Annotated in this window: 20 protein-coding genes; 10 read left to right on the top strand and 10 right to left on the bottom strand. The window is 68.3% G+C overall.

Annotated elements, in window-relative coordinates:
• Positions 1 to 18: 18 nt before the first annotated feature.
• Together RS83_RS16920 and RS83_RS16915 are read right to left on the bottom strand one after the other, a co-directional pair.
• A complete protein-coding gene (locus RS83_RS16920) occupies positions 19 to 1,533 on the bottom strand; it encodes an ABC transporter substrate-binding protein (RefSeq protein ID WP_045280606.1) in 1,515 nt (504 codons plus the stop codon).
• A 94-nt stretch (positions 1,534 to 1,627) separates the two neighbouring features.
• Positions 1,628 to 2,548: an alpha/beta fold hydrolase gene (locus RS83_RS16915; protein ID WP_230114657.1), complete on the bottom strand. Its 921-nt coding sequence runs from the start codon at positions 2,546 to 2,548 to the stop codon at positions 1,628 to 1,630.
• 177 nt (positions 2,549 to 2,725) lie between these two features.
• On the opposite strand from RS83_RS16915, the gene RS83_RS16910 reads away from it, so the two are divergent.
• From RS83_RS16910 to RS83_RS16900, 3 genes are read left to right on the top strand one after another with little or no spacing between them, the layout of a single operon-like run.
• Positions 2,726 to 3,202, top strand: coding sequence for a carboxymuconolactone decarboxylase family protein (locus RS83_RS16910; RefSeq protein ID WP_045280605.1), 477 nt, complete (start codon positions 2,726 to 2,728; stop codon positions 3,200 to 3,202).
• Positions 3,199 to 3,936 carry a tyrosine-protein phosphatase gene (locus RS83_RS16905; RefSeq protein ID WP_045280604.1) on the top strand — a complete coding sequence of 246 codons (738 nt, stop codon included), beginning with the start codon at positions 3,199 to 3,201 and terminating at the stop codon, positions 3,934 to 3,936. The genes RS83_RS16910 and RS83_RS16905 overlap by 4 nt, the downstream gene beginning before the upstream one ends.
• A 33-nt stretch (positions 3,937 to 3,969) precedes the next feature.
• On the top strand, positions 3,970 to 4,440 hold the full coding sequence (locus RS83_RS16900; RefSeq protein ID WP_045280603.1) for an SIP domain-containing protein: 471 nt from the start codon (positions 3,970 to 3,972) through the stop codon (positions 4,438 to 4,440).
• 60 nt (positions 4,441 to 4,500) lie between these two features.
• Here the strand turns inward: RS83_RS16900 and RS83_RS16895 are convergent, their stop codons facing one another.
• The 4 genes from RS83_RS16895 to RS83_RS16880 form a co-directional block, all read right to left on the bottom strand.
• Positions 4,501 to 4,938: a hypothetical protein gene (locus tag RS83_RS16895; RefSeq protein ID WP_045280602.1), complete on the bottom strand. Its 438-nt coding sequence runs from the start codon at positions 4,936 to 4,938 to the stop codon at positions 4,501 to 4,503.
• Positions 4,935 to 5,738, bottom strand: a complete 804-nt coding sequence (locus RS83_RS16890) for an arginase family protein (RefSeq protein WP_045280601.1) — start codon at positions 5,736 to 5,738, stop codon at positions 4,935 to 4,937. The genes RS83_RS16895 and RS83_RS16890 overlap by 4 nt, the downstream gene beginning before the upstream one ends.
• A gap of 63 nt (positions 5,739 to 5,801) precedes the next feature.
• Complete coding sequence (locus RS83_RS16885) at positions 5,802 to 6,545, bottom strand: PspA/IM30 family protein (RefSeq protein ID WP_045280600.1); 744 nt, start codon at positions 6,543 to 6,545, stop codon at positions 5,802 to 5,804.
• 73 nt (positions 6,546 to 6,618) lie between these two features.
• Positions 6,619 to 8,667, bottom strand: a complete 2,049-nt coding sequence (locus RS83_RS16880; RefSeq protein WP_045280599.1) for a TPM domain-containing protein — start codon at positions 8,665 to 8,667, stop codon at positions 6,619 to 6,621.
• A gap of 123 nt (positions 8,668 to 8,790) precedes the next feature.
• On the opposite strand from RS83_RS16880, the gene RS83_RS16875 reads away from it, so the two are divergent.
• The 5 genes from RS83_RS16875 to RS83_RS16855 all read left to right on the top strand — a co-directional run bounded on the left by RS83_RS16875 (position 8,791) and on the right by RS83_RS16855 (position 12,916).
• Complete coding sequence (locus RS83_RS16875; RefSeq protein ID WP_045280598.1) at positions 8,791 to 9,630, top strand: DUF3097 domain-containing protein; 840 nt, start codon at positions 8,791 to 8,793, stop codon at positions 9,628 to 9,630.
• Positions 9,631 to 9,690: 60 nt separating this feature from the next.
• Positions 9,691 to 10,416 carry a tRNA (guanosine(46)-N7)-methyltransferase TrmB gene (gene trmB / locus RS83_RS16870; RefSeq protein ID WP_045280597.1) on the top strand — a complete coding sequence of 242 codons (726 nt, stop codon included), beginning with the start codon at positions 9,691 to 9,693 and terminating at the stop codon, positions 10,414 to 10,416.
• Positions 10,413 to 11,303: a CPBP family intramembrane glutamic endopeptidase gene (locus tag RS83_RS16865; protein WP_045280596.1), complete on the top strand. Its 891-nt coding sequence runs from the start codon at positions 10,413 to 10,415 to the stop codon at positions 11,301 to 11,303. The genes trmB and RS83_RS16865 overlap by 4 nt, the downstream gene beginning before the upstream one ends.
• A 70-nt stretch (positions 11,304 to 11,373) precedes the next feature.
• Entirely contained in the window at positions 11,374 to 11,766 is a 393-nt protein-coding gene (locus tag RS83_RS16860; RefSeq protein ID WP_045280595.1) for a DUF1304 domain-containing protein, read from the top strand.
• A 73-nt stretch (positions 11,767 to 11,839) separates the two neighbouring features.
• Entirely contained in the window at positions 11,840 to 12,916 is a 1,077-nt protein-coding gene (locus tag RS83_RS16855) for a DNA polymerase IV (RefSeq protein WP_197072148.1), read from the top strand.
• A 14-nt stretch (positions 12,917 to 12,930) separates the two neighbouring features.
• Here the strand turns inward: RS83_RS16855 and RS83_RS16850 are convergent, their stop codons facing one another.
• The 4 genes from RS83_RS16850 to RS83_RS16835 all read right to left on the bottom strand — a co-directional run bounded on the left by RS83_RS16850 (position 12,931) and on the right by RS83_RS16835 (position 15,537).
• A complete protein-coding gene (locus RS83_RS16850; protein WP_045280594.1) occupies positions 12,931 to 13,332 on the bottom strand; it encodes a RidA family protein in 402 nt (133 codons plus the stop codon).
• A 294-nt stretch (positions 13,333 to 13,626) separates the two neighbouring features.
• The gene (locus RS83_RS16845; RefSeq protein ID WP_045280932.1) at positions 13,627 to 14,604 is read right to left on the bottom strand and encodes a zinc-binding dehydrogenase; all 978 of its coding nucleotides are present in this window, start codon (positions 14,602 to 14,604) and stop codon (positions 13,627 to 13,629) included.
• 16 nt (positions 14,605 to 14,620) lie between these two features.
• The gene (locus RS83_RS16840) at positions 14,621 to 15,043 is read right to left on the bottom strand and encodes an organic hydroperoxide resistance protein (protein WP_045280593.1); all 423 of its coding nucleotides are present in this window, start codon (positions 15,041 to 15,043) and stop codon (positions 14,621 to 14,623) included.
• A 26-nt stretch (positions 15,044 to 15,069) separates the two neighbouring features.
• Positions 15,070 to 15,537, bottom strand: coding sequence for a MarR family winged helix-turn-helix transcriptional regulator (locus tag RS83_RS16835; RefSeq protein WP_052679156.1), 468 nt, complete (start codon positions 15,535 to 15,537; stop codon positions 15,070 to 15,072).
• A gap of 123 nt (positions 15,538 to 15,660) precedes the next feature.
• On the opposite strand from RS83_RS16835, the gene treS reads away from it, so the two are divergent.
• The gene (gene treS, locus RS83_RS16830) at positions 15,661 to 17,430 is read left to right on the top strand and encodes a maltose alpha-D-glucosyltransferase (protein ID WP_082071709.1); all 1,770 of its coding nucleotides are present in this window, start codon (positions 15,661 to 15,663) and stop codon (positions 17,428 to 17,430) included.
• Positions 17,427 to 18,842 carry a maltokinase N-terminal cap-like domain-containing protein gene (locus RS83_RS16825; protein WP_045280592.1) on the top strand — a complete coding sequence of 472 codons (1,416 nt, stop codon included), beginning with the start codon at positions 17,427 to 17,429 and terminating at the stop codon, positions 18,840 to 18,842. Before treS ends, RS83_RS16825 begins: the two co-directional genes overlap by 4 nt.
• Positions 18,843 to 18,847 lie beyond the last annotated feature (5 nt).

The raw sequence follows: 18,847 nt of genomic DNA, 5'->3' as shown, positions 1-18,847 counted from the left end.
GGAGGTCGAAGCCGTCGGTTATTCGGCCGCGACGGTGACGCCAGCCAGGTTGATGCGCGAGTTGATCGAGTCCTTCGGGAAGCCGGACACCTGGGGGCTCACCGCGGTGATGGTCTCACCGTTGTACAGCCAGTCCGCCGCGTGGTCCTCTGAAACGATGCGGGCGGCCTTGGCCAGCAGCTCGGCGGACTTGTCGGGGTCGACCTCGGCCTGCGCCTGCGTGTACAGGTCCTGCACCTCGGCGTTGTCGTAGCCGAAGTAGTAGTCGGGGTTCGCGAAGTTGCCGAAGTCCCGAGGCTCGACGTGCAGCACGAAGCTCAGGTCGTAGTCGTGGTTGGTGTAGACGTCTTCGAGCCACGTCGGGAACTCCACCGAGTCGACGTCGAGGGTCACGCCGACCTTGTTGAAGTCCGAGATCAGCAGCTTCGGGACCGTCGTGCCGTAGAACGAGGGGATCGTCAGGCTGAGCTCGAGGTCCTTCTGACCCGCCTCGGCGAGCAGCTCCTTCGCCTTCTCCGGGTCGTAGGAGACCACATCGGACAGGTCCTCGTACCCTGGGTCGAGCTCCGGGATCGGGCCGTACAGCGGGGTGCCTGCGCCGACGGCCTCGACGAGGGCGTCGTGGTCGATCGCGAGTCGCAGCGCCTCACGTACGCGGACGTCATCGAGTGGGGCCTTCTTGTTGTTGAACGCCAGCGTCGCCTTGTCGGTGGTGCGACCCTTCGTCAGGGTGAAGTCACCGGAGTCCTCGAGCTGCGGAGCGAGGTTCGGGTCGACTGCCGTGAGCACCTGCACGTCGCCGGCCAGTGCTGCGTTGACGCCGGCAGTGAAGTCGGGGATGTACTGGAACTCCACGCCTGCCACGCCGGTGGGTTCGCCCCAATACGCGTCGTTGCGGGCGAAGGTGATCGTGCTGCCCTTGTTCCACCGGGTCAGGGTGAAGGGGCCGGTGCCGTTCTCGGCGGTCTTCAGGTCGGTCGTGTCGCCGGTCTTGAACACGAGGCCTGCGGGGCCGGTGAGCGAGAACAGGAAGTTCTGGTCCGGCTTCGAGAGCACGATCTCCACGGTGTTCGCATCGGGAGCGGTGATCGAGGCGACCGAGGCGAATTCCGCGTTGCCCTGCACGGTCGCGTCGGTGCGGACGGTCTCATACGACGAGACGACGTCCGCCGAGGTCAGTGCTGTGCCGTCGTGGAACGCGATTCCGTCGTTCAGCGTGAAGGTGTAGGTCAGCCCGTCGGCGGACACCGTGTAGTCGGAGGCGAGCCGACCCTCGATCTCGTTCTCCTGCGTGCGGGTGACGAGGCCCTCATAGATGTTGTCGATGAGGATCTGCTCGATCGCAGCACCGCTGGTGTGGCGGATGTCGAGGTTCGTCGGCTCGAGCACGAGGCCGACGGTGAGCGTGGCGTCGGCATCGGGCTCGCCGGTGCTGGTCGCTGCGGGTTCGGGCGTGCCGGAGCAGGCGCTCAGCATCACGGCGGTGGCCGCGAGCGCTGAGATCAGCGCGAGACGACGAGTGCGTCGGAACATGGACATTTCCTCTCGGTGCGGCAGGTGCTGTGTGCCGGTGAGTGTGAGCCTAGGGATCAGGAGTGGGCGTGCGGGTGAGACATGGAACGGAACGTCACAATCCGGCCGGGTGGCCGGACGACGTGACGAGAGCGGCGAGCTGCAGCGGCGCCGTCTCCTGGACGTTGTGGGTCGCATCGATGACTTCGATGCGTGCTGCGGGGAGGCGCCGCTGCAGTTCTGCGGCGTCGTCCTCGCTCACGAAGCCGCGTGCGGCGCGGACGAGTGTCAGCGGGGCCGTGACGCCGGCGAGGTCGTCCCAGCCGGTCTGATGCAACACGGAGGGCGAGGCCTCGGTGCCCGAGTCATGGGCCGAGAGCGCCTCGGCGGCGATGTGGGCGAAGTGGTGCTTCCACTCGACGCGTCCGTCCGGGCGGACGCGGGTGTTGAGGAACACCCCTCGCTCCGTCTCCGGGCGCGTGCCACCGAAGCCGAGTGAGATCGCCTTGTCGACGAGCTCGTCGCGCGTGGCGAAGTCGGTGGGTCCTGCGTAGAACGCGCGGAGCGCGGCAGGTCCGGCCGAGACGTCGATGCCCGGGGTGATGTCGACCACGATGAGCTCCGCCACCAGATCCGGACGGGATGCCGCGAGAGCCGCTCCGGTCAGACCGCCGAGCGACTGACCGATGACGGTCTGCGGGTCCGTGGTCCAGGCGTCCAGTGCAGCGGCGACATCCACTGCCAGCGTGCGCGGGGTGTAATCGCGGTCCTCGCGCCAGGAGGAGTCGCCGTGTCCGGCGAGATCGATCGCGAGCAGCGGACGCCCGATCGCGAGGGCTGTCGTGTCCCAGGTGTGCGCGTTCAGGCCGGCGCCATGCAGCAGGGTGATCCGGGGAGCCTCGGTGCCGAACTTCAGTGCACTGATCGTCCGTCCATCTGCGAGGGTGAGGGTGAGCCGCTCCACGTCCGGAACAGGGACGCCGAGCGCCTCGGCTTGTGCGGGAAGATAGCTGAACTCAGTGATGTCGATCGCCACGTCATCATTCTGCTCCCGACACGCGGCCACGGAGAAATGCGGGAGCGATGTGACAAGTCGAGTCGGCAAATGTCTCCGCATTACGCAGAGCTTTCCTCTTTTCGGATGAGCATCTTGCATTTTCCGAACTGGGAGGCGACCGTTCCGGCACATCGTTCACCGGAATATCATTGAGCCATGAGCGAGACGCGAGTGCACCTGTCCAAGACGGAGCCGGAGGCGTATCAGGCGCTGGACGCGTTCTCCCGAACGGTCGGCAGGATCTGCGCCGACAACGGGATCGATGAGCGGCTCAAGGAGCTCGTCATGATCCACTGCTCGCAGCTCAACGGCTGCGCATTCTGCGTGCGGATCCATGTCGACCGCGCCGTCGCCGCAGGCGTCGACACCGACACGATCACCCAGATCTCCACCTGGCGCGAGAGCGGCGTCTTCAGCGACCGGGAGCGCGCGGCGCTCGAGCTCGCTGAAGCATTCACCTTCATCTCGGAGGAGGGCGTCTCCGACGAGGTCTACGACACGGTCGGCAGCGTCTTCACCGAGAAGGAGTACGCGGCGTTGAGCTGGGCCTGCGTCTCGATCAACGCGTTCAACCGCATCGTGATCGCGGGTCGCTACCCGGTGCCGTCGCGTGCGGCGCAGCCGTCAGCATGACGATCCTCGAGTTCGACGGCATCACCAACGTCCGCGACGTCGGAGGGATCCCGACGACGGACGGTGGCCGCATCCGATCCGGCGTGCTGCTGCGTTCCGGTCAGCTGTCCAGCGCGACCCCGGACGGCGCGGCCGCGCTCGGCGCTCATGTGCGGCGCATCATCGACCTCCGTGACGGTGAGGAGGTCGCGAACGAGCCTTCCGACATCGACGGGCCGGAGACGACGCATCTGCCGCTGTTCCTCGGTTCGGTCCGCTCGTTCTTCGAGACCGACACGAGCCTCGATGAGCTCTACCTGCATCTCCTCGAGGAGAGCGGCGAGCGTCTCGCCGCCGCGGTGCGGATCATCGCGGCGGGGGAGCCGACCCTCGTGCACTGCACCGTCGGTAAGGACCGCACCGGCGTGACCGTGGCACTGGCCCTGTCTGCGGTCGGCGCGGACCGTGAGGCCGTGATCGCGGACTACGCCCTCACGGAATCCCAGCTGCCGCCGGAACGCTCACGCATGCTGGCCGCCTACCTCCGGTCGCAGCATCCGGAGGCCGTGCATGCTCTGGCGCTCGCGACGCAGTCGCCTGCCCCTGTCATGCGCTGCCTCTTGGAGCGGGTCGACGAGCGATGGGGATCGGCAGCCGACTATCTGCGCGCACAGGGCCTCACGGACGATGAACTGCGTGCGCTGCATGATGTGCTCGTGGAGCCCGCGTCGAGGGAACAGGCCGACCAAGGTTAGGCAAGCCTTCACTTGGTGTACCATGGATGCATCATGGAAACGTCCTTCGACACCCGCAGCACTCGCGCGGAGCGCCGTGCAGCCCGTCGACGCGCGCACCACCTCGTGACGGCGGACGAGCGCTCCCTCCTCGAGCTCGAGACGTTCCTCGCGACGCTGCCGCTGTGCGCATCCGGCCGCATCTTCGTCGAGGTCCCCACGGCTGCGGACATCGGCGTGATCGATGCGCCGGGGCGTATGACGGTGACCTGGCTGGCCCGCGAGCAGCGCTCCGGCGCACCCGGCACCGGTCGATCGTGCGCTCCGGGTGAAGCCTTGACGCGTGCGACCTGCGCCTGGGCCGACGAGATGCTCTGCGATGACGAGTTCGAGACGCACATCACTCTGCTCGGCGGATACCTCGGAACCGCCGACATCGTCGACCACCTGACGACCGCGCTCGACATCGAGCCGGCGCAGATCCAGGTACCCGAGCGCTTCGGACTGCTCCGCGCCGAGCGCTGAACCACCGGCTCGCTCCGCTGGCAGTCGGGCGTGCGGACCGTGGACCGCTGAGTCAGCCTGTCAGCGCGAGCGGCGAACGTAGTTGCCGTCTTCGAGCCCCGCCTCGATCTCGAATCGATTGTGCAGCGGATCCCTCCCCGCTGCCCAGTAGAGGAACGGCATCAGGAACCCGTAACGAAGCCACTGCTCCTTGTGCACGGCCTCGTGCCGCAGCACTGCCTCGGTTGGATCGGCGTCTCCGGTGAGGAAGCAACCGCCCACGCACACACCACCCCGGTTGAACGCCCAGTTCGGCAGCCCGCGGAAGACCCAGAGCCCGTTGCGCCGTTCGACCGGCCCGGTGCTCCAGATGGAGCCCCAGATCCAGCCGACCGCGGTGCCCCAGGCGTAGCCGATGCGGCTGATCGGGGACCGCAGCAGGAACGAGGGGATGCGGCGGTCGAACCGCCGGCCACGGGCGAGGGCCGCTTCGGCGGCGGGTCGCCAGTCGTGCGTCATGCGACGGCTCCGACCAGTCGAAGGATGGCGCCGAGATCGTCGACCGCATCGATCGGCGTGCGCGGGGCGAAACCGGAGATCGTGGCGCCGGCGAGCGGGATCTCTTCGCGGAGGCGCCGGATGGCTGCGCTCAGGGATGCCGGCGAGACGCCGAATGGAACGGACGACGAGACGCCCGCGAAGTCTGCAGGGTCGAGCACATCGACGTCGATGTGCACCCACACACGGGAGGCACCGGTCGCGCGCACTGCCTCGACCAGCGAGTCGACTCGATCGATGTCGGTGGCGGAGAGCGACGACAGCGAGCCGAGCAGGTCTTCTTCGGCTTCGTCGAGCTCGCGCACGCCGACCGTCACGATGCGCTCGCGCGGGAGGCCGGGTGTGAGCGTCAGCTGCGCTTCGCCTTCGCCCAGCACGGCGCGCAGAGCCATGCCGGAGAACGCGCCGGAGGGCGAGGACTCCGGTGTGTGCAGATCGGGATGCGCGTCGCACCAGACCACGGCAAGGTCGCCGGTACCGCCGGGGAGGGCATCGAGGGCAGCGACGGTCACGCTGCAGTCGCCGCCGATCACGACGGTATCGGCCGCGACGTGTTCGCGGACGAGTTCTCGCGTCCTGATCAGCGCGCTCAGGCGTCTGACTCCGGTTCCCAGCGATTCGCCCGCTTCGACCGGCACGTCGAGCACGGTGGTGGAGCTGCGGGGCAGATCGCCCGCGATCGCCGATGCGCCGTCGACGAGCAGCATCGCGCGGGCGGCGGGGGAGCCCTGCCATTGCGGGACGACGAGGAATCGCACCATGAGTGCCTCCGGGGAAAGTGCTGATGCCCCGGACTCGGACGTCCGGGGCATCAGCGGGTGGTGTCAGTTGCCTTCGATGGCCTGGCGCGGCGCGGTGCTGCCGGCCTTGAGCTCCGCGAGGCGTGCCTCGACCTCGGTCAGCTCACCGAGGTCTTCCAGGCTCTCGAACTGGGCGTCGAGGCTCGACGCTGCGAGCTCGATCTTGCCCTGCGCGATGGCTTCCTGGCGGCGGACCTTGTCTTCGAAGCGGCCGAGCTCGCTGGTGGGGTCGAGCACGTTGATCGAGCCCACGGCGTCCTGCACCTTGGTCTGCGCCTCGGCGACCTTGGCGCGTGCGAGCAGTTCGCTGCGCTTGTTCTTCAGCTCGCCGAGCTTGTCCTTCATGCCGTTCAGGCCGCTCTTGAGCTTTTCGACGATCTCGGTCTGCGTCGCGATGGTGGGCTCGGCGCTGGTCGCCTCACGCTCCGCGCTGATCTGGCGCTGCAGCGCGATCTTGGCAAGGTTGTCGAACTTGTCGGCATCCGCCGCGTCACCCTTGGTGCGCATCTCGTCGGCCTTGCGGCTGGCCGCGAGGGCCTTGTTGCCCCACTCCGTGGCCGACTGGACGTCTTCCTCGTGATCGCGCTCGAGGAGACGCAGGTTGCCGATGGTCTCGGCGATCGCGGACTCGGCGTCAGCGATGCTGTTGGTGTAGTCGCGGACGAGCTGGTCGATCATCTTCTGCGGGTCTTCCGCAGAGTCCAGCAGGGAGTTGATGTTCGCGCGGACGAGTGTGGAGATACGCCCGAAGATGGACTGCTTGGTCATGGGTGGTTCCTTTCAGAGGGCCGTGGGAGAAGCGTGTCGCATGTGCCTATGAGGTTCGAGAGTGTCGTGAGGTTCAGAAGCGTCGACCTCCTGAACGGCCGCTGCGTCCGCCGCTCGAGCGTCCGCCGCCGCCGAAACCGGAACTGCGGAATCCGCCGCCTCCGCTCGAACGCCAGCTGCTGCTGCGCGAGGACGAGCGGCTGCCGCCGCCGCCACCTCCACTGAGGAGACCGCCGATGATGCCGCCGAGGATGTCACCGCCGAGGCCTGAGCCGCCGCCACCGCCCGAGCCGCCGCCGAATGGCCCGCCGCCCCAACCGCTGTCGTCGTAGCGGTTCGGGTTGTAGGCCTGCACGTCGGACTGCGCTGACGCCGTGGCCTGCCGTGCGAGGTCGAGCGCGCGAGTCGCCTCGGTGAGCGCGGCCTCGGTGTTCGTGGCCCGCAGGTCGAGCGCCTGTGTGAGGCTGGCCTCCGCCTGGGATAGCCGGGTGCGCGCTGTCGACCCGACCGTGCCGCGGCGGGTCTCGACGTACTCGCGCGCAGCGCGGATCTCCGCACCGGCCTGGGCCAGCGTCTGCTCGAGCATCTGCGCGGCGCGTACCGCGCGCTGCACGCTCTCGCGACCCTGCGAGATCGCCGTGTCGATCTGTTCGTTCGCTGCGGTCAGCGCGGCGAACACAGCCTGTGGACTGCGGGCCGAGCCGCTGAGGTTCGTCTGTGCCCGCTGCAGCTCCGCGGCTGTGGCCGATATCGCCCCGGCGATGGTGCCCGAGGGATCGGGCAGCTGCTGCGCGGCCGCGATGTCGCCCTGGAGCTCGGCGACCAGCGCCTGTGCCTGCGCCTCGATGGCGGACAGATCTGCGCCGAGTGAGCTGATCGCCTGTGTGAGCTGGCCGGCCTGGGCGACGGACTGCTCGGCGGTGCGGATCGCGAACGCGGCGGCACCGGTCTCGCCCGCGGCGATCGCCCGGGCAGCCGAATCGATCGAGTGATCAGCCAGAGCGGCGCGCTCCTGCGCTTGGGCGGGGTTGTCGGTCACCGTGCGCAACGCTGCGGCATCGTATGTCGCGGAGAGCGCAGCCAGTGCGGGTGCTGCAGCGGCCAGAGCAGGCTGCAGCGCGGCTCGCTCCGCCCGCACGCGCTCGAGTTCCTGCGGGGCGTTCTGCTCGAGCTTGCGCAGTTCGTCGAACGCCTCGGTGTTCTCGTCGAGCACATCGTCGATCTCGTCGGCGAGCTGGATGATGCGGATGTGCCAGGCGCGGCGATCCTGCACCGTGTCCTCGATCTCGTCGTCGAGCTTCTGCTTGAGGTCGAAGGCCTCGGACATCTTCGTCTTCGCGACGTCGACCGCCTTCGAGAACTCGGCGGTGGCAGCGTCGCCGAACTGCGCCACGGCGAAACCGAGCTCCTCACGGCTGGACGTGATGGCGTCATCTGCCTGCACGAGGGCGGACCCGGCCTGCGTCTGCACCTGCTCGTCGGTGAGCGTGGAGAACGGGTCGTTCGGGTCGGGCGTCTCGGGCATCGCTCCGCGCCTGCGGATCGCGGCCTCGCGACGGGACTTCCGGACCGCGCGCACGATGAGCCAGATGATGAGCGCGATGACGATGATCCCGCCGACGACGAGGACCGCGCTGATCGCGCCCGCTCCGCCATCGCCCTGGATCTCATCCGCCGCGAGGATGATCGCCCCGTCCCAGTCGTTCTGGCTCGCGAGCGTCTGGATCTTGTTCTCGATGTCGTCGAGCTTGCCGTCGCTGAGCGGCCCGTCCGGAGCTGCGGAGATGTAGTAGCTGCGGCCCTCGACGGCGATCGCGAGCAGGTACTGCTCCGAGCCGAGGTTGTTGTTCTGGGCGACGGTGTCAGCCCACGCGACGTTGTCGGTGGGGGAGGTGAAGTCGTCGACCAGCACGACGTAGAGGTCGGCGGAGGAGTTGTCGCTCAACTCCTGCAGGCGCTCCTCGACTGACGCCTTCTCGCTCGGGCTCAGCACCCCAGCCTGGTCGGTGACATACCCGGGATCGAGCGTGAGCGGATCGGTCGCGGATGCCGCAGTGGCACCGAGCATGCCTGCGAATGTCACCCCGATCACCGCGGCCATCGCCAGCCATCGAGTCTTCATCGTCCTACCTCCGACTGACCGCCGTGCCCCCATGTGCCGAGTCTATTCACAGAGTCCGACACGCGACAGCATCCGCGGCCGGATCGCCGTTCGCCCTGAGCGGAGACGCATACGCTGGAAGGCATGGACGACAGGTACGGATCGGATGTGCTGGCCGCTGGGTGGCGTGAACGCGCCAAGAAGCCGGTGCCGCAGGTCCCCGCCGAGCTCGATCTCGTCGTGGAGGTCGCTGATGACGGCTTCTGCGGCGCGGTGACCCGGGTGCAGGGCGGCACCGTCGAGCTGGAGGACAGGCTCGGGCGGAAGCGGCTGTTCCCACTGGGTGGCGGCTTCCTGATCGACGGCTCCGCCGTTCGGCTGACGGTTCCGACGGCCGCGCCGCAGGGGAACCGTCGCACGGCATCGGGGTCCTTCGTCGTCGCCGATCAGCGCGCGCGCATCGCGCTGCCGAGCCGAATCCTCGTCGAGGGCAAGCACGACGCAGAGCTCGTCGAGAAGGTGTGGGGTGCCGACCTCCGCGTCGAGGGCGTCGTAGTGGAGTTCCTCCAGGGTGTCGACCTGCTCGACGAACTGCTCGCGGCAGAGCCTCCGAGCGCGACTCGTCGATACGGCGTGCTCGTCGACCATCTCGTGCCAGGGTCGAAGGAGTCCAGGATCGCCGATGCTGTCTCCCGCGGGCCGCACGGGCGTCACGTGCGCATCGTCGGTCATCCCTTCGTCGATGTCTGGCAGTGCGTCACGCCGCGCACCATCGGCATCGAGCGCTGGCCGGAGATCCCGCGGGGCACCGACTGGAAGACCGGCATCTGCCGGGCGCTCGGCTGGCCGTCCGAGACCCAGGGCGACACCGGGCGGGCCTGGCAGCACATCCTGAGCAAGGTGCACACCTTCCGCGACCTCGAGCCGCAGCTGCTCGGTCGCGTCGAGGAGCTGATCGACTTCGTCACCGCGCCGGCGGAGTGAGCGTCGACCCACGTCTCCTGCGCGTCCGGGCGTCTGCGCCTGGCCGACTACCCTGGAAACATGCCTGAACCCCGCACCTTCCGTGACGAGCCGGTGTCGTTCGTGCGCCGGAGCGGCCGGATGTCCGATGCGCAGGAGCGCGCCTTCTCCGAGCTCGCACCGCACTATCTGCTCGACGTTCCGCGCGACGTCGCCTGGACCTCCGTGCACCCCGAGGCGCGACTCGATGTCGCAGCCGAGTACGGGCGCCCCGCCGACCTGATCGTCGAGATCGGCTCGGGCCAGGGGCACGCGATCGTCGCGGCCGCGACCGCTCGCCCCGAGACCGACTTCCTCGCCGTCGAGGTGTTCCGCGCAGGGCTCGCCCGCACGATGCTCGACGCAGATCGCCTCGGGACCCGCAATCTGCGCGTGGTCGAGGCCAACGCGCCCGAGGTCCTCTCGTCGTACCTGCCGGAGGCGTCGGTCTCCGAGGCCTGGATCTTCTTCCCCGATCCGTGGCACAAGAAGAAGCACACCAAACGCCGCCTCGTCCGTGCGGGATTCGCCGACAACGCGGCCCGTGCTCTGGTCGACGGCGGGCTGCTCCGCCTCGCCACCGACTGGGAGGACTACGCGCTGCAGATGCGCGAGGTGCTCGACGCCGAGCCGTTGTTCGAGCGGGCGTTCGAGGGCGACTGGGCCGAGCGCTTCGACGGTCGCGTCATGACCGCGTTCGAGCGCAAGGGCATCGCGAAGGGCCGCGACATCCGCGACCTCGTCTATCGGCGCCGGCCCCGCGCGTGACCACGGTGCAGCGCACGTCGACCGTGTGGCCGGGTGTTGCGCCGGCCGTGCTCGTGTGTGCGGCTGCGCCTGCGTTCTTCGTCTTCCAGATCCCGTGGCTCGGCTGGGTGCTGCTCGCGCTCGGTATCGGCTCCGCCTGGCTGATCGAACGGGCTGAGCCGGTGGACGCGCCGATCGTGCGCGTCGGTGCCCGTCTCGAGACCGCGAGGGTGGTCGGTGGCCGGCGTGCGCCGTCACTCACCCGAGACCTCTCCCTGATCGCGCTGGGGCTGCTGATCGTGAGCGTGATCCCGCTCGCCGCCGAGCTCGACAACCTCGCGATGCTGCGGTTCACGCTGGCGCTGGGCGGCGCGGTCGCCGTGCCCTATGTCGTGTCGCGCTTCGTGTTCCGGGATCGGGCGATCAGCTTCCCGTGGCGCACGCACAAGCGCTGGGGCCGACTGCAGTGGGGGTGGCTGGTCGCGGTGCTGATCCTGGGCTGGCTGATCCTGCCGTTCTACTTCATCACCAGCGGGGTCTACCAGAACTGGCCCGTCGTGGACACGCCAGATCTCATCGCCCGTCTGTTCGTGGGCGTCGGTGCGGTCGGCATCTGGGATGAGCTGTTCTTCATCTGCACCGTGTTCGCGCTGCTGCGACGACACTTCCCTGACGCGCTGGCGAACGTGCTGCAGGCGATCGTCTTCGTGTCGTTCCTGTGGGAGCTGGGCTACCGGGAATGGGGACCGCTCCTGACGATCCCGTTCGCGCTGCTGCAGGGCTACATCTTCCTGCGGACGCATTCGCTGGCCTACGTCGTGACCGTGCATCTGCTGTTCGATGCCGTGGTCTTCGCGGTGCTGGTGCATGCCCACAACCCGGGGATGCTGCCGATCTTCCTGGTCTAGCCAGCCGAACGGACACGCCGCTCGGCGCATCAGGTTGGCGCAGGCACCCGCCACGCGAGAGAATCAGCCCATGCTCATCGTCGGTCTCGTCCTCGCTGCGGCCTCCGCCGCCTTCCACGTGTTCATCTTCGCGCTCGAGTCGCTGAAGTGGACCGAGCCCGAGACCCGCAAGATCTTCGGCGTCGCCAGCGAGGCGGATGCCGTCACGATGAAGCAGCTCGCGTTCAACCAGGGGTTCTACAACCTGTTCCTCGCGCTCACGGCGTTGCTGGGCGTCGGCCTGACGATCATGGGAGCGGGCACCGTCGGCGTCACGCTCGTGTTCGCTGGCACCGGCATGATGCTCGCCGCTGCGCTCGTGCTCCTGCTTTCGGACCGCACGAAGCTGCGCGCCGCCACCATGCAGGGCACGCTGCCGCTGCTCGCCGTGGTCGCCACCGCGATCGGCGTCACCGCAGGCTGACCTGGACCGGGTGATCTGCACCACGCGATCACCGACGGATGACATCCGGGCCCCGAGGCGTCACACTCGTTGCATGGCCGACTGGGTGCTGCACGTGGACATGGATCAGTTCATCGCCGCGGTCGAGGTGCTGCGGCGGCCGGAGCTCGCCGGGCTGCCGGTGATCGTCGGCGGGCGCGGTGATCCGACGGAACGCGCGGTGGTCTCGACGGCGTCATATGAGGCCAGGGCATTCGGCATCGGATCGGGGATGCCGCTGAAGATCGCCGCCCGCAAAGCGCCGGACGATGCGGTCTTCCTGCCCGTGGACCACGCGGCGTACGAGTCCGCATCAGCGGAGGTCATGGCCGCACTGCGAACGCTGCCGGGCGTCGCCCTCGAGGTGATCGGGTGGGACGAGTGCTTCCTCGGCGCGTCGACCGACGATCCCGAGGCGCTGGCGCGCGATGCGCAGGCGGCGGTGCTGGACGCGACGGGCCTGCACTGCTCGGTCGGGATCGGCGACAACAAGGTTCGGGCGAAGATCGCGACCGAGTTCGGCAAACCCAATGGCTTGTTCCGGCTCACGGCGCAGAACTGGTTCGAGGTGATGGGCGAGAAGCCGACGCGGGATCTCTGGGGTGTCGGACCGAAGGTGCAGAAGCGACTCGCGGAGCATGGCATCCGGACGGTCCGTGAACTCGCCGACGCCGACGAGCAGGAGCTCGTGGCGGAGTTCGGGCCTCGCATGGGCGTCTGGTATCACGGATTGGGGTCCGGGCTCGGGCCGGATGCCGTGGACGAGACGCCGTGGGTCGCCCGCAGCCACAGCCGTGAGATGACGTACCAGACGAACCTCACGACGCCGGGCGAGGTCGAAGCGGCGATCCGCGAACTCGCGGACCATGCGTTCGATGATTGCGCGACGGAGGGCCGTCCGGTCGTCCGCGTGCATCTCAAGGTGCGGTACGCGCCCTTCGAGACCAAGACGTTCGGGCGCAAGCTCCCGGCCGCGACCACGCGCCGCGACGAGGTCATCGATGCGGCACTCGCCCTCGGGAGGACGCTCGACCAGGACCGCGAGGTGCGCCTTCTCGGCGTCCGAGCCGAGATGACGATGCCGGATGCCGGTGACTCGGTCGAGCGGACGCCGGTGCGGGGTCGGATCTGACGGACCCGCCTGGTTCAGCTCGGCGCGATCGCCGCGACCGCAGCCACCTCGATCAGTGCGCCGGGCACGCCGAGCCCCGCGACGATCGCCGCCGTCACGAGGGGAGGCGCGCCCTCCCGTGCGAGGGTGGATGCGACGGCGCCGTAGGCCGCGCGCAGATCGGCATCCTGGTGGATCAGCACCGTCCAGCTGATCACGTCATCGAGCGTCGCTCCGGCGGTGCTGAGCGCGAGGCGGGCGTTCTCGACCGCACGGAGGGACTGCTCGGCGGCATCGGGCGAGACGACGGCACCGGTCTCGTCGATGCCGTTCTGACCGCCGACGTAGATCGTGGTCGCACCGCCGGGCACGACCGCGACATGGCTGAACGCGGGACTGACGACGAGGCCCGCTGGTTGCATGAATGTGATCTCCATGCAGGGAGTGTGCGCCGGGGTTCCGACATCGCGCAATCCTCGACCTCCACCGCGACGCTCAGTAGGGTGGCGAGATGAGCACGACCTCGTCTTCTTCGCGGTGGTCCTCGCGATCGTCGTGGTCTCCGCGCTCTGGGCGATGGAGAACGCCGGCACCCTGCTGCTCGGGCGACTCGATCTCATCGCCGAGGCCGATCTGCTGGGCTGATCCTCGCATCCACGACCTTCGCGCAATCCCCGAGACATGAGAAGGGGCCGCCCTGATGGACGGCCCCTTCTCGTGATCTGGTCGGATCAGAACTTCAGCAGCACCTTGCCCACGCGTCCTGGCGTCTTGCTCAGACGCACGGCGTCGGCGACATCGGCGGCGTCGAACACGCCGGCGACCGGCAGCGTGAGCGTGCCGTCGGTGACGCGCTGCACGAGCTCGCCGAACAGTGCACCGCGCTTCGCAGGGTCGAGCGCCGGCATGACCTTGCTGCCCCAGAAGCCCTTGACCGTGGCCTGCTTGAAGATCACGTCGGATGAGGCGATCTGCATCACGGGGGAGGCCATCGCGCCGAAGGCGACGAGCGTGCCGCCTTCGCTCAGCAGCGAGAGCACGTCACCCGAGGCTGTGCCGCCGACCGAGTCGACACCGGCGACGACGGGGGCTCCGCCGGTGAGGCGTGCCGCCTGCTCGCGCCAGTCGTCCTGGTCGGTCGAGATGACGTTCTCGATGCCCTGGGCGCGCAGCTCCTCCACACCCTCGGCGCGGCGGACGAGACCGAGCACGTTGACGCCTCGTGCGGCGCCGAGCTGTGCGAGCATGCGTCCGACTGCGCCGTTCGCAGTGTTCTGCACGATCCAGTCGCCCTCGTTCACCTCGAGGAAGTCCAGCAGCGTGATCGTGCTGAACGGCATGGAGACGAGCTGAGCGGCGCTCTCGTCCGGGAGGCCGTCGGGTACGGGGATCAACCCGGCGGCGTTCGCGACGATGTACTCGGCCCAGGCACCGAATGTGCCGCCGGTTGCGACTCGCTGTCCGACGGTCAGATGCTCGACACCCTCACCGAGGGCGTCGACGATGCCGAGCGCCTCGGTGCCCGAGCGGGCGGGCAGCTCCGGCTTGAAGCCGTAGGTGCCGCGGACGGTCCACAGGTCGTGGTTGTGGATGGGGGAGAGGACGATGCGCAGCCGCACCTGTCCTGCGCCGGGCTCGGGAAGCGGCTGCTCCTCGAGCGCGAGGACGTCTTCTGCTTCGCCGAATGCGGGGTGGACGAGCGCCTTCATGGTGGTCTCCTTCGTCTCAGTCATCGGACACGGTGATCGTGACGTCGATGTTGCCGCGCGTCGCGTTCGAGTACGGGCACACCTGGTGCGCGGCGTCGGCCAGCGCCTGTGCCTGGTCGTGGGGCAGGTCGGGGATGACGACCTCGAGCTCGACGGTCAGTGCGAAGCCGCCCTCGCCGTTCGAGCCGATGCCGACGCGGGAGCCGACCGAGGAGTCCGCGATCGAGATCTTCTGCGCGCGGGCGACGGACTGCAGTGCGGAGTGGAAGCACGCGGCGTATCCGGCGGCGAACAGCTGCTCCGGGTTCGCGCCCTCGCCGCTGCCGCCCATCTCCTTCGGGATCGCGAGATCGAACTCGACTCGGCGGTCGCTCGTGGCGACGTGTCCGTTGCGGCCGGCGCCGGTGGCGAGGGCCTCTGCGGTGTAGATGGCTTCCATGGATCTGTTCCTTCCGGGAGTGGTGGTCAGGAGCCGACGGCGGAGCGCGTTGCTCCGACGGCGGACGATGTGGACTGCTGCAGCAGCGCGGTGAGCTCGTGCAGCTCTGCGATCAGGCGACGGCGGTGCTCGTCGTCGCGGATGCCGGAGAACTCGGCGATCCGGGCCGGCACCGTGGCGAGGTCGGCGCGCAGCGCATGCCCTCGTTCGGTCAACTGCACCGTGACGACGCGCTCATCGGCCGCGCTGCGTGCCTTGGTGACGAGGTCAGCCTGTTCCATGCGGCGGACGAGGGGTGAGAGCGTGCCGGAGTCGAGTTGCATCGCGTCACCGAGGGCGCCGATGGTCTGCTCCCCTTCGTTCCACAGGAGCGCGAGCACGAGGTACTGCGGGTAGGTGAGTCCCCAGGGCGCGAGCACGGCTCGGTACGCCTGTGTGGTCGCGCGCGCAGCGGAGTACAGCGAGAAGCACACCATCTCATCGGTCACGGGCATGGAATGAGTATTGCACGCAATTGAGTTGTGCACAATCTAGTCCGTTTCGGCGACGGAATACACTGCCGCGACGGAGGGCGCAAGGGGCGAGCGCTGCTCACTGGTCTGTGGCACCGTGAGCGCATGACGAATGCTGCAGAACCGGCTCCGCAGACGGCATCCATCCCGATCCTCACCCAGGAACCATTCCCGGACACCCCGGGAAGTCCGGCACCGGAGTGGTTCAAGACCGCGGTCTTCTACGAGGTGCTGGTGCGCTCGTTCAAGGACGGCGACGGCGACGGCTCGGGGGACTTCAGCGGTCTGATCGAGAAACTCGACTACCTGCAGTGGCTCGGCGTGGACTGCCTCTGGCTGCCCCCGTTCTTCCCGTCGCCGTTGCGCGACGGCGGCTACGACGTCGCCGACTACACCGGCATCCAGTCAGATCTCGGCACCACCGCCGATTTCCAGCGCTTCCTCGATGCCGCCCACGCGCGCGACATCCGGGTGATCGTGGACTTCGTCATGAACCACACGAGCGACGAGCATCCGTGGTTCCAGGCCAGCCGCAGCGATCCGGACGGACCGTACGGCGACTTCTACGTCTGGAGCGACACCGACGAGCTGTACCAGGACGCCCGCATCATCTTCGTCGACACCGAGCCGAGCAACTGGACCTGGGACCCGGTGCGACAGCAGTACTTCTGGCACCGCTTCTTCTCGCACCAACCCGACCTGAACTTCGACAACCCGAAGGTGCAGGAGGCGATCATCGACGCCATGCGCTTCTGGCTCGACATGGGCCTGGACGGATTCCGGCTCGATGCTGTGCCGTACCTGTTCGAACGCCCGGACACCAACGGCGAGAACCTGCCGGAGACGCACGAATTCCTGCGCGAGGTGCGCCGCTTCGTCGACCGGAACTACCCCGGTCGCGTGCTGCTCGCCGAGGCGAACCAGTGGCCTGCGGATGTCGTCGACTACTTCGGCGACGCCGAGGTCGGCGGCGACGAGTGCCACATGTGCTTCCACTTCCCGGTGATGCCTCGCATCTTCATGGCGGTCCGCCGGGAGTCGCGCTATCCCATCAGCGAGATCCTCGCCGAGACGCCGTCGATCCCGTCGGGATGCCAGTGGGGCATCTTCCTGCGCAACCACGACGAGCTGACGCTCGAGATGGTCACGGATGAGGACCGCGACTACATGTGGAGCGAGTACGCCCAGGATCCGCGGATGAAGGCGAACATCGGCATCCGTCGTCGGCTCGCACCGCTGCTCGACAACGACATCGACCGCATCGAGCTGTTCACCGCGCTGCTCCTCTCGCTGCCCGGGTCGCCGGTGCTGTACTACGGCGACGAGATCGGCATGGGCGACAACATCTGGCTCGGTGATCGAGACGGCGTGCGCACCCCGATGCAGTGGACGTCCGATCGGAACGCGGGATTCTCGACCGCGAACCCCGGGAAGCTCACCCGGCCGGTCGTGCAGGACCCGGTGTACGGATACCTCGCCGTGAACGTCGAGGCGCAGCAGGAGGACCGCTCGTCGCTGCTGCACTGGACGCGACTCATGATCCACGCCCGCAAGAAGCATCCGGCGTTCGGACTCGGCAGCTTCAACGACCTCGGCGGCTCGAACCCCGCCGTGCTGTCGTACACGCGCGAGCACACGAACGACGACGGCACGGTCGACGTGATCCTGTGCGTCAACAACCTCTCGCAGTTCCCGCAGCCGGTCGAGCTCGACCTCCGACGATTCGAAGGGCTCGTTCCGGTCGAACTCGTCGGCGGGGTGCCGTTCCCGCGGATCGGTGAGCTGCCGTACCTGCTCACCCTCGGGGGCCACGGGTTCTTCTGGTTCCAGCTGCAGGATCCGGCAGCGGATGCCGACGAAGTGGGGACACTGTGAGCATCATCGAGCACGGCGTGCTGGAGGACTACCTCGTGCGCACTCGCTGGTTCGCCGGCAAGAGTCGCCCGTTCCAGGTGACCGAGGTGCGTGCACTGGCGGAGCTGCCCGGCGGCGGCGAGCGTCCCGATGTCGGCGTCTACCTCGTGACGGTGTCGTACTCGGACGATGAGGGGGGCAGTGAGCTCTACCAGGTGCCGCTCGCCCGCTACGTGGAGCATCAGGACCGGATCGGCCATGCCTTCGTCGGATCGATCGAAGGTGCGGGAGAGGCTCGGCACCTGTATGACGCGGTGCACGACCGTGAGGCGATGGCGTTGTGGCTCGACGGATTCGTCGCGGCCGAGCGTGATGGGAAGACCGTGATCGACGGGCTGCGGTTCGAGCGGGTGCCCGATTCGGATGCGCTGGATCCGGAGCTGCGGGCATCGACGATGTCGGGGGAGCAGTCCAACTCGTCGATCCGGTTCGACGACACCGCGATCATGAAGGTGTTCCGCAAGGTGAGTCCAGGGCTCAATCCCGACATCGAGATCCACGAGGAGCTCACCCGCGGAGGGTCTGAGCACATCGCTGATCTGTACGGCTGGATCGAGGCGGAGGTCGACGGCGAGGTCGTGCAGCTGGCGATGCTGCAGGAGTTCCTGCGCACCGCTGCCGACGGCTTCGAGCTCGCGACGGGGAGCGTACGGACCCTGCTGGCCGACCCGACCCAGAGCGTCGAGGAGTCCGGCGGCGACTTCGCCGGTGAAGCGGCACGGCTCGGTGCGGCGATGGCCGAGGTGCACGCGTCGCTGCGGGATCGGTTCCCGGACGAGCGTCGAGGATCGGATGCCACGGCTGCCCTCGCGCGTGCCATGAGCGACCGGCTCGACCGCGCCCTGCCGGTGGTGCCCGAGCTCGAACAGTACGCGGAGCCGCTGCGCGCCGCGTATCGTGCGGTGGCCGCACTCGGCGGCATCGACGTGCAGCGCGTGCACGGCGACCTGCACCTCGGTCAGACGTTGCGCACCGCGCACGGATGGCGCATCGTCGACTTCGAGGGTGAGCCGGGTCGGCCGTTCCACGAGCGCGCACTGCCCGATTCGCCATGGCGCGATGTGGCCGGCATGCTCCGTTCGTTCGACTACGCCCCCGGTGTGGTCGAGATGTCGCAGGGCGGTGCTGACGATGACGAACAGGAACTTCGCCATGCCAGGGGTCGCGAATGGTCGCAGCGCGCCCGCCAGCACTTCCTCGACGCGTACATCGATGCGCTCGGTCAGCGGGATGACCATGCGGTCGCAGACCATCGCGTGCTGCTCGATGCCTACGTGGCGGACAAGGCCGTCTACGAGGCCGTGTACGAGAAGCGGAATCGGCCGACGTGGACGGCGATTCCGCTGGCCGCGCTCGCCGCAGTCGGACGCTGAGGGTG

Source organism: Microbacterium oxydans, assembly GCF_000956525.1.
Classification (GTDB): domain Bacteria; phylum Actinomycetota; class Actinomycetes; order Actinomycetales; family Microbacteriaceae; genus Microbacterium; species Microbacterium oxydans_A.
This window is presented reverse-complemented; position numbering and strand designations above follow the sequence as displayed.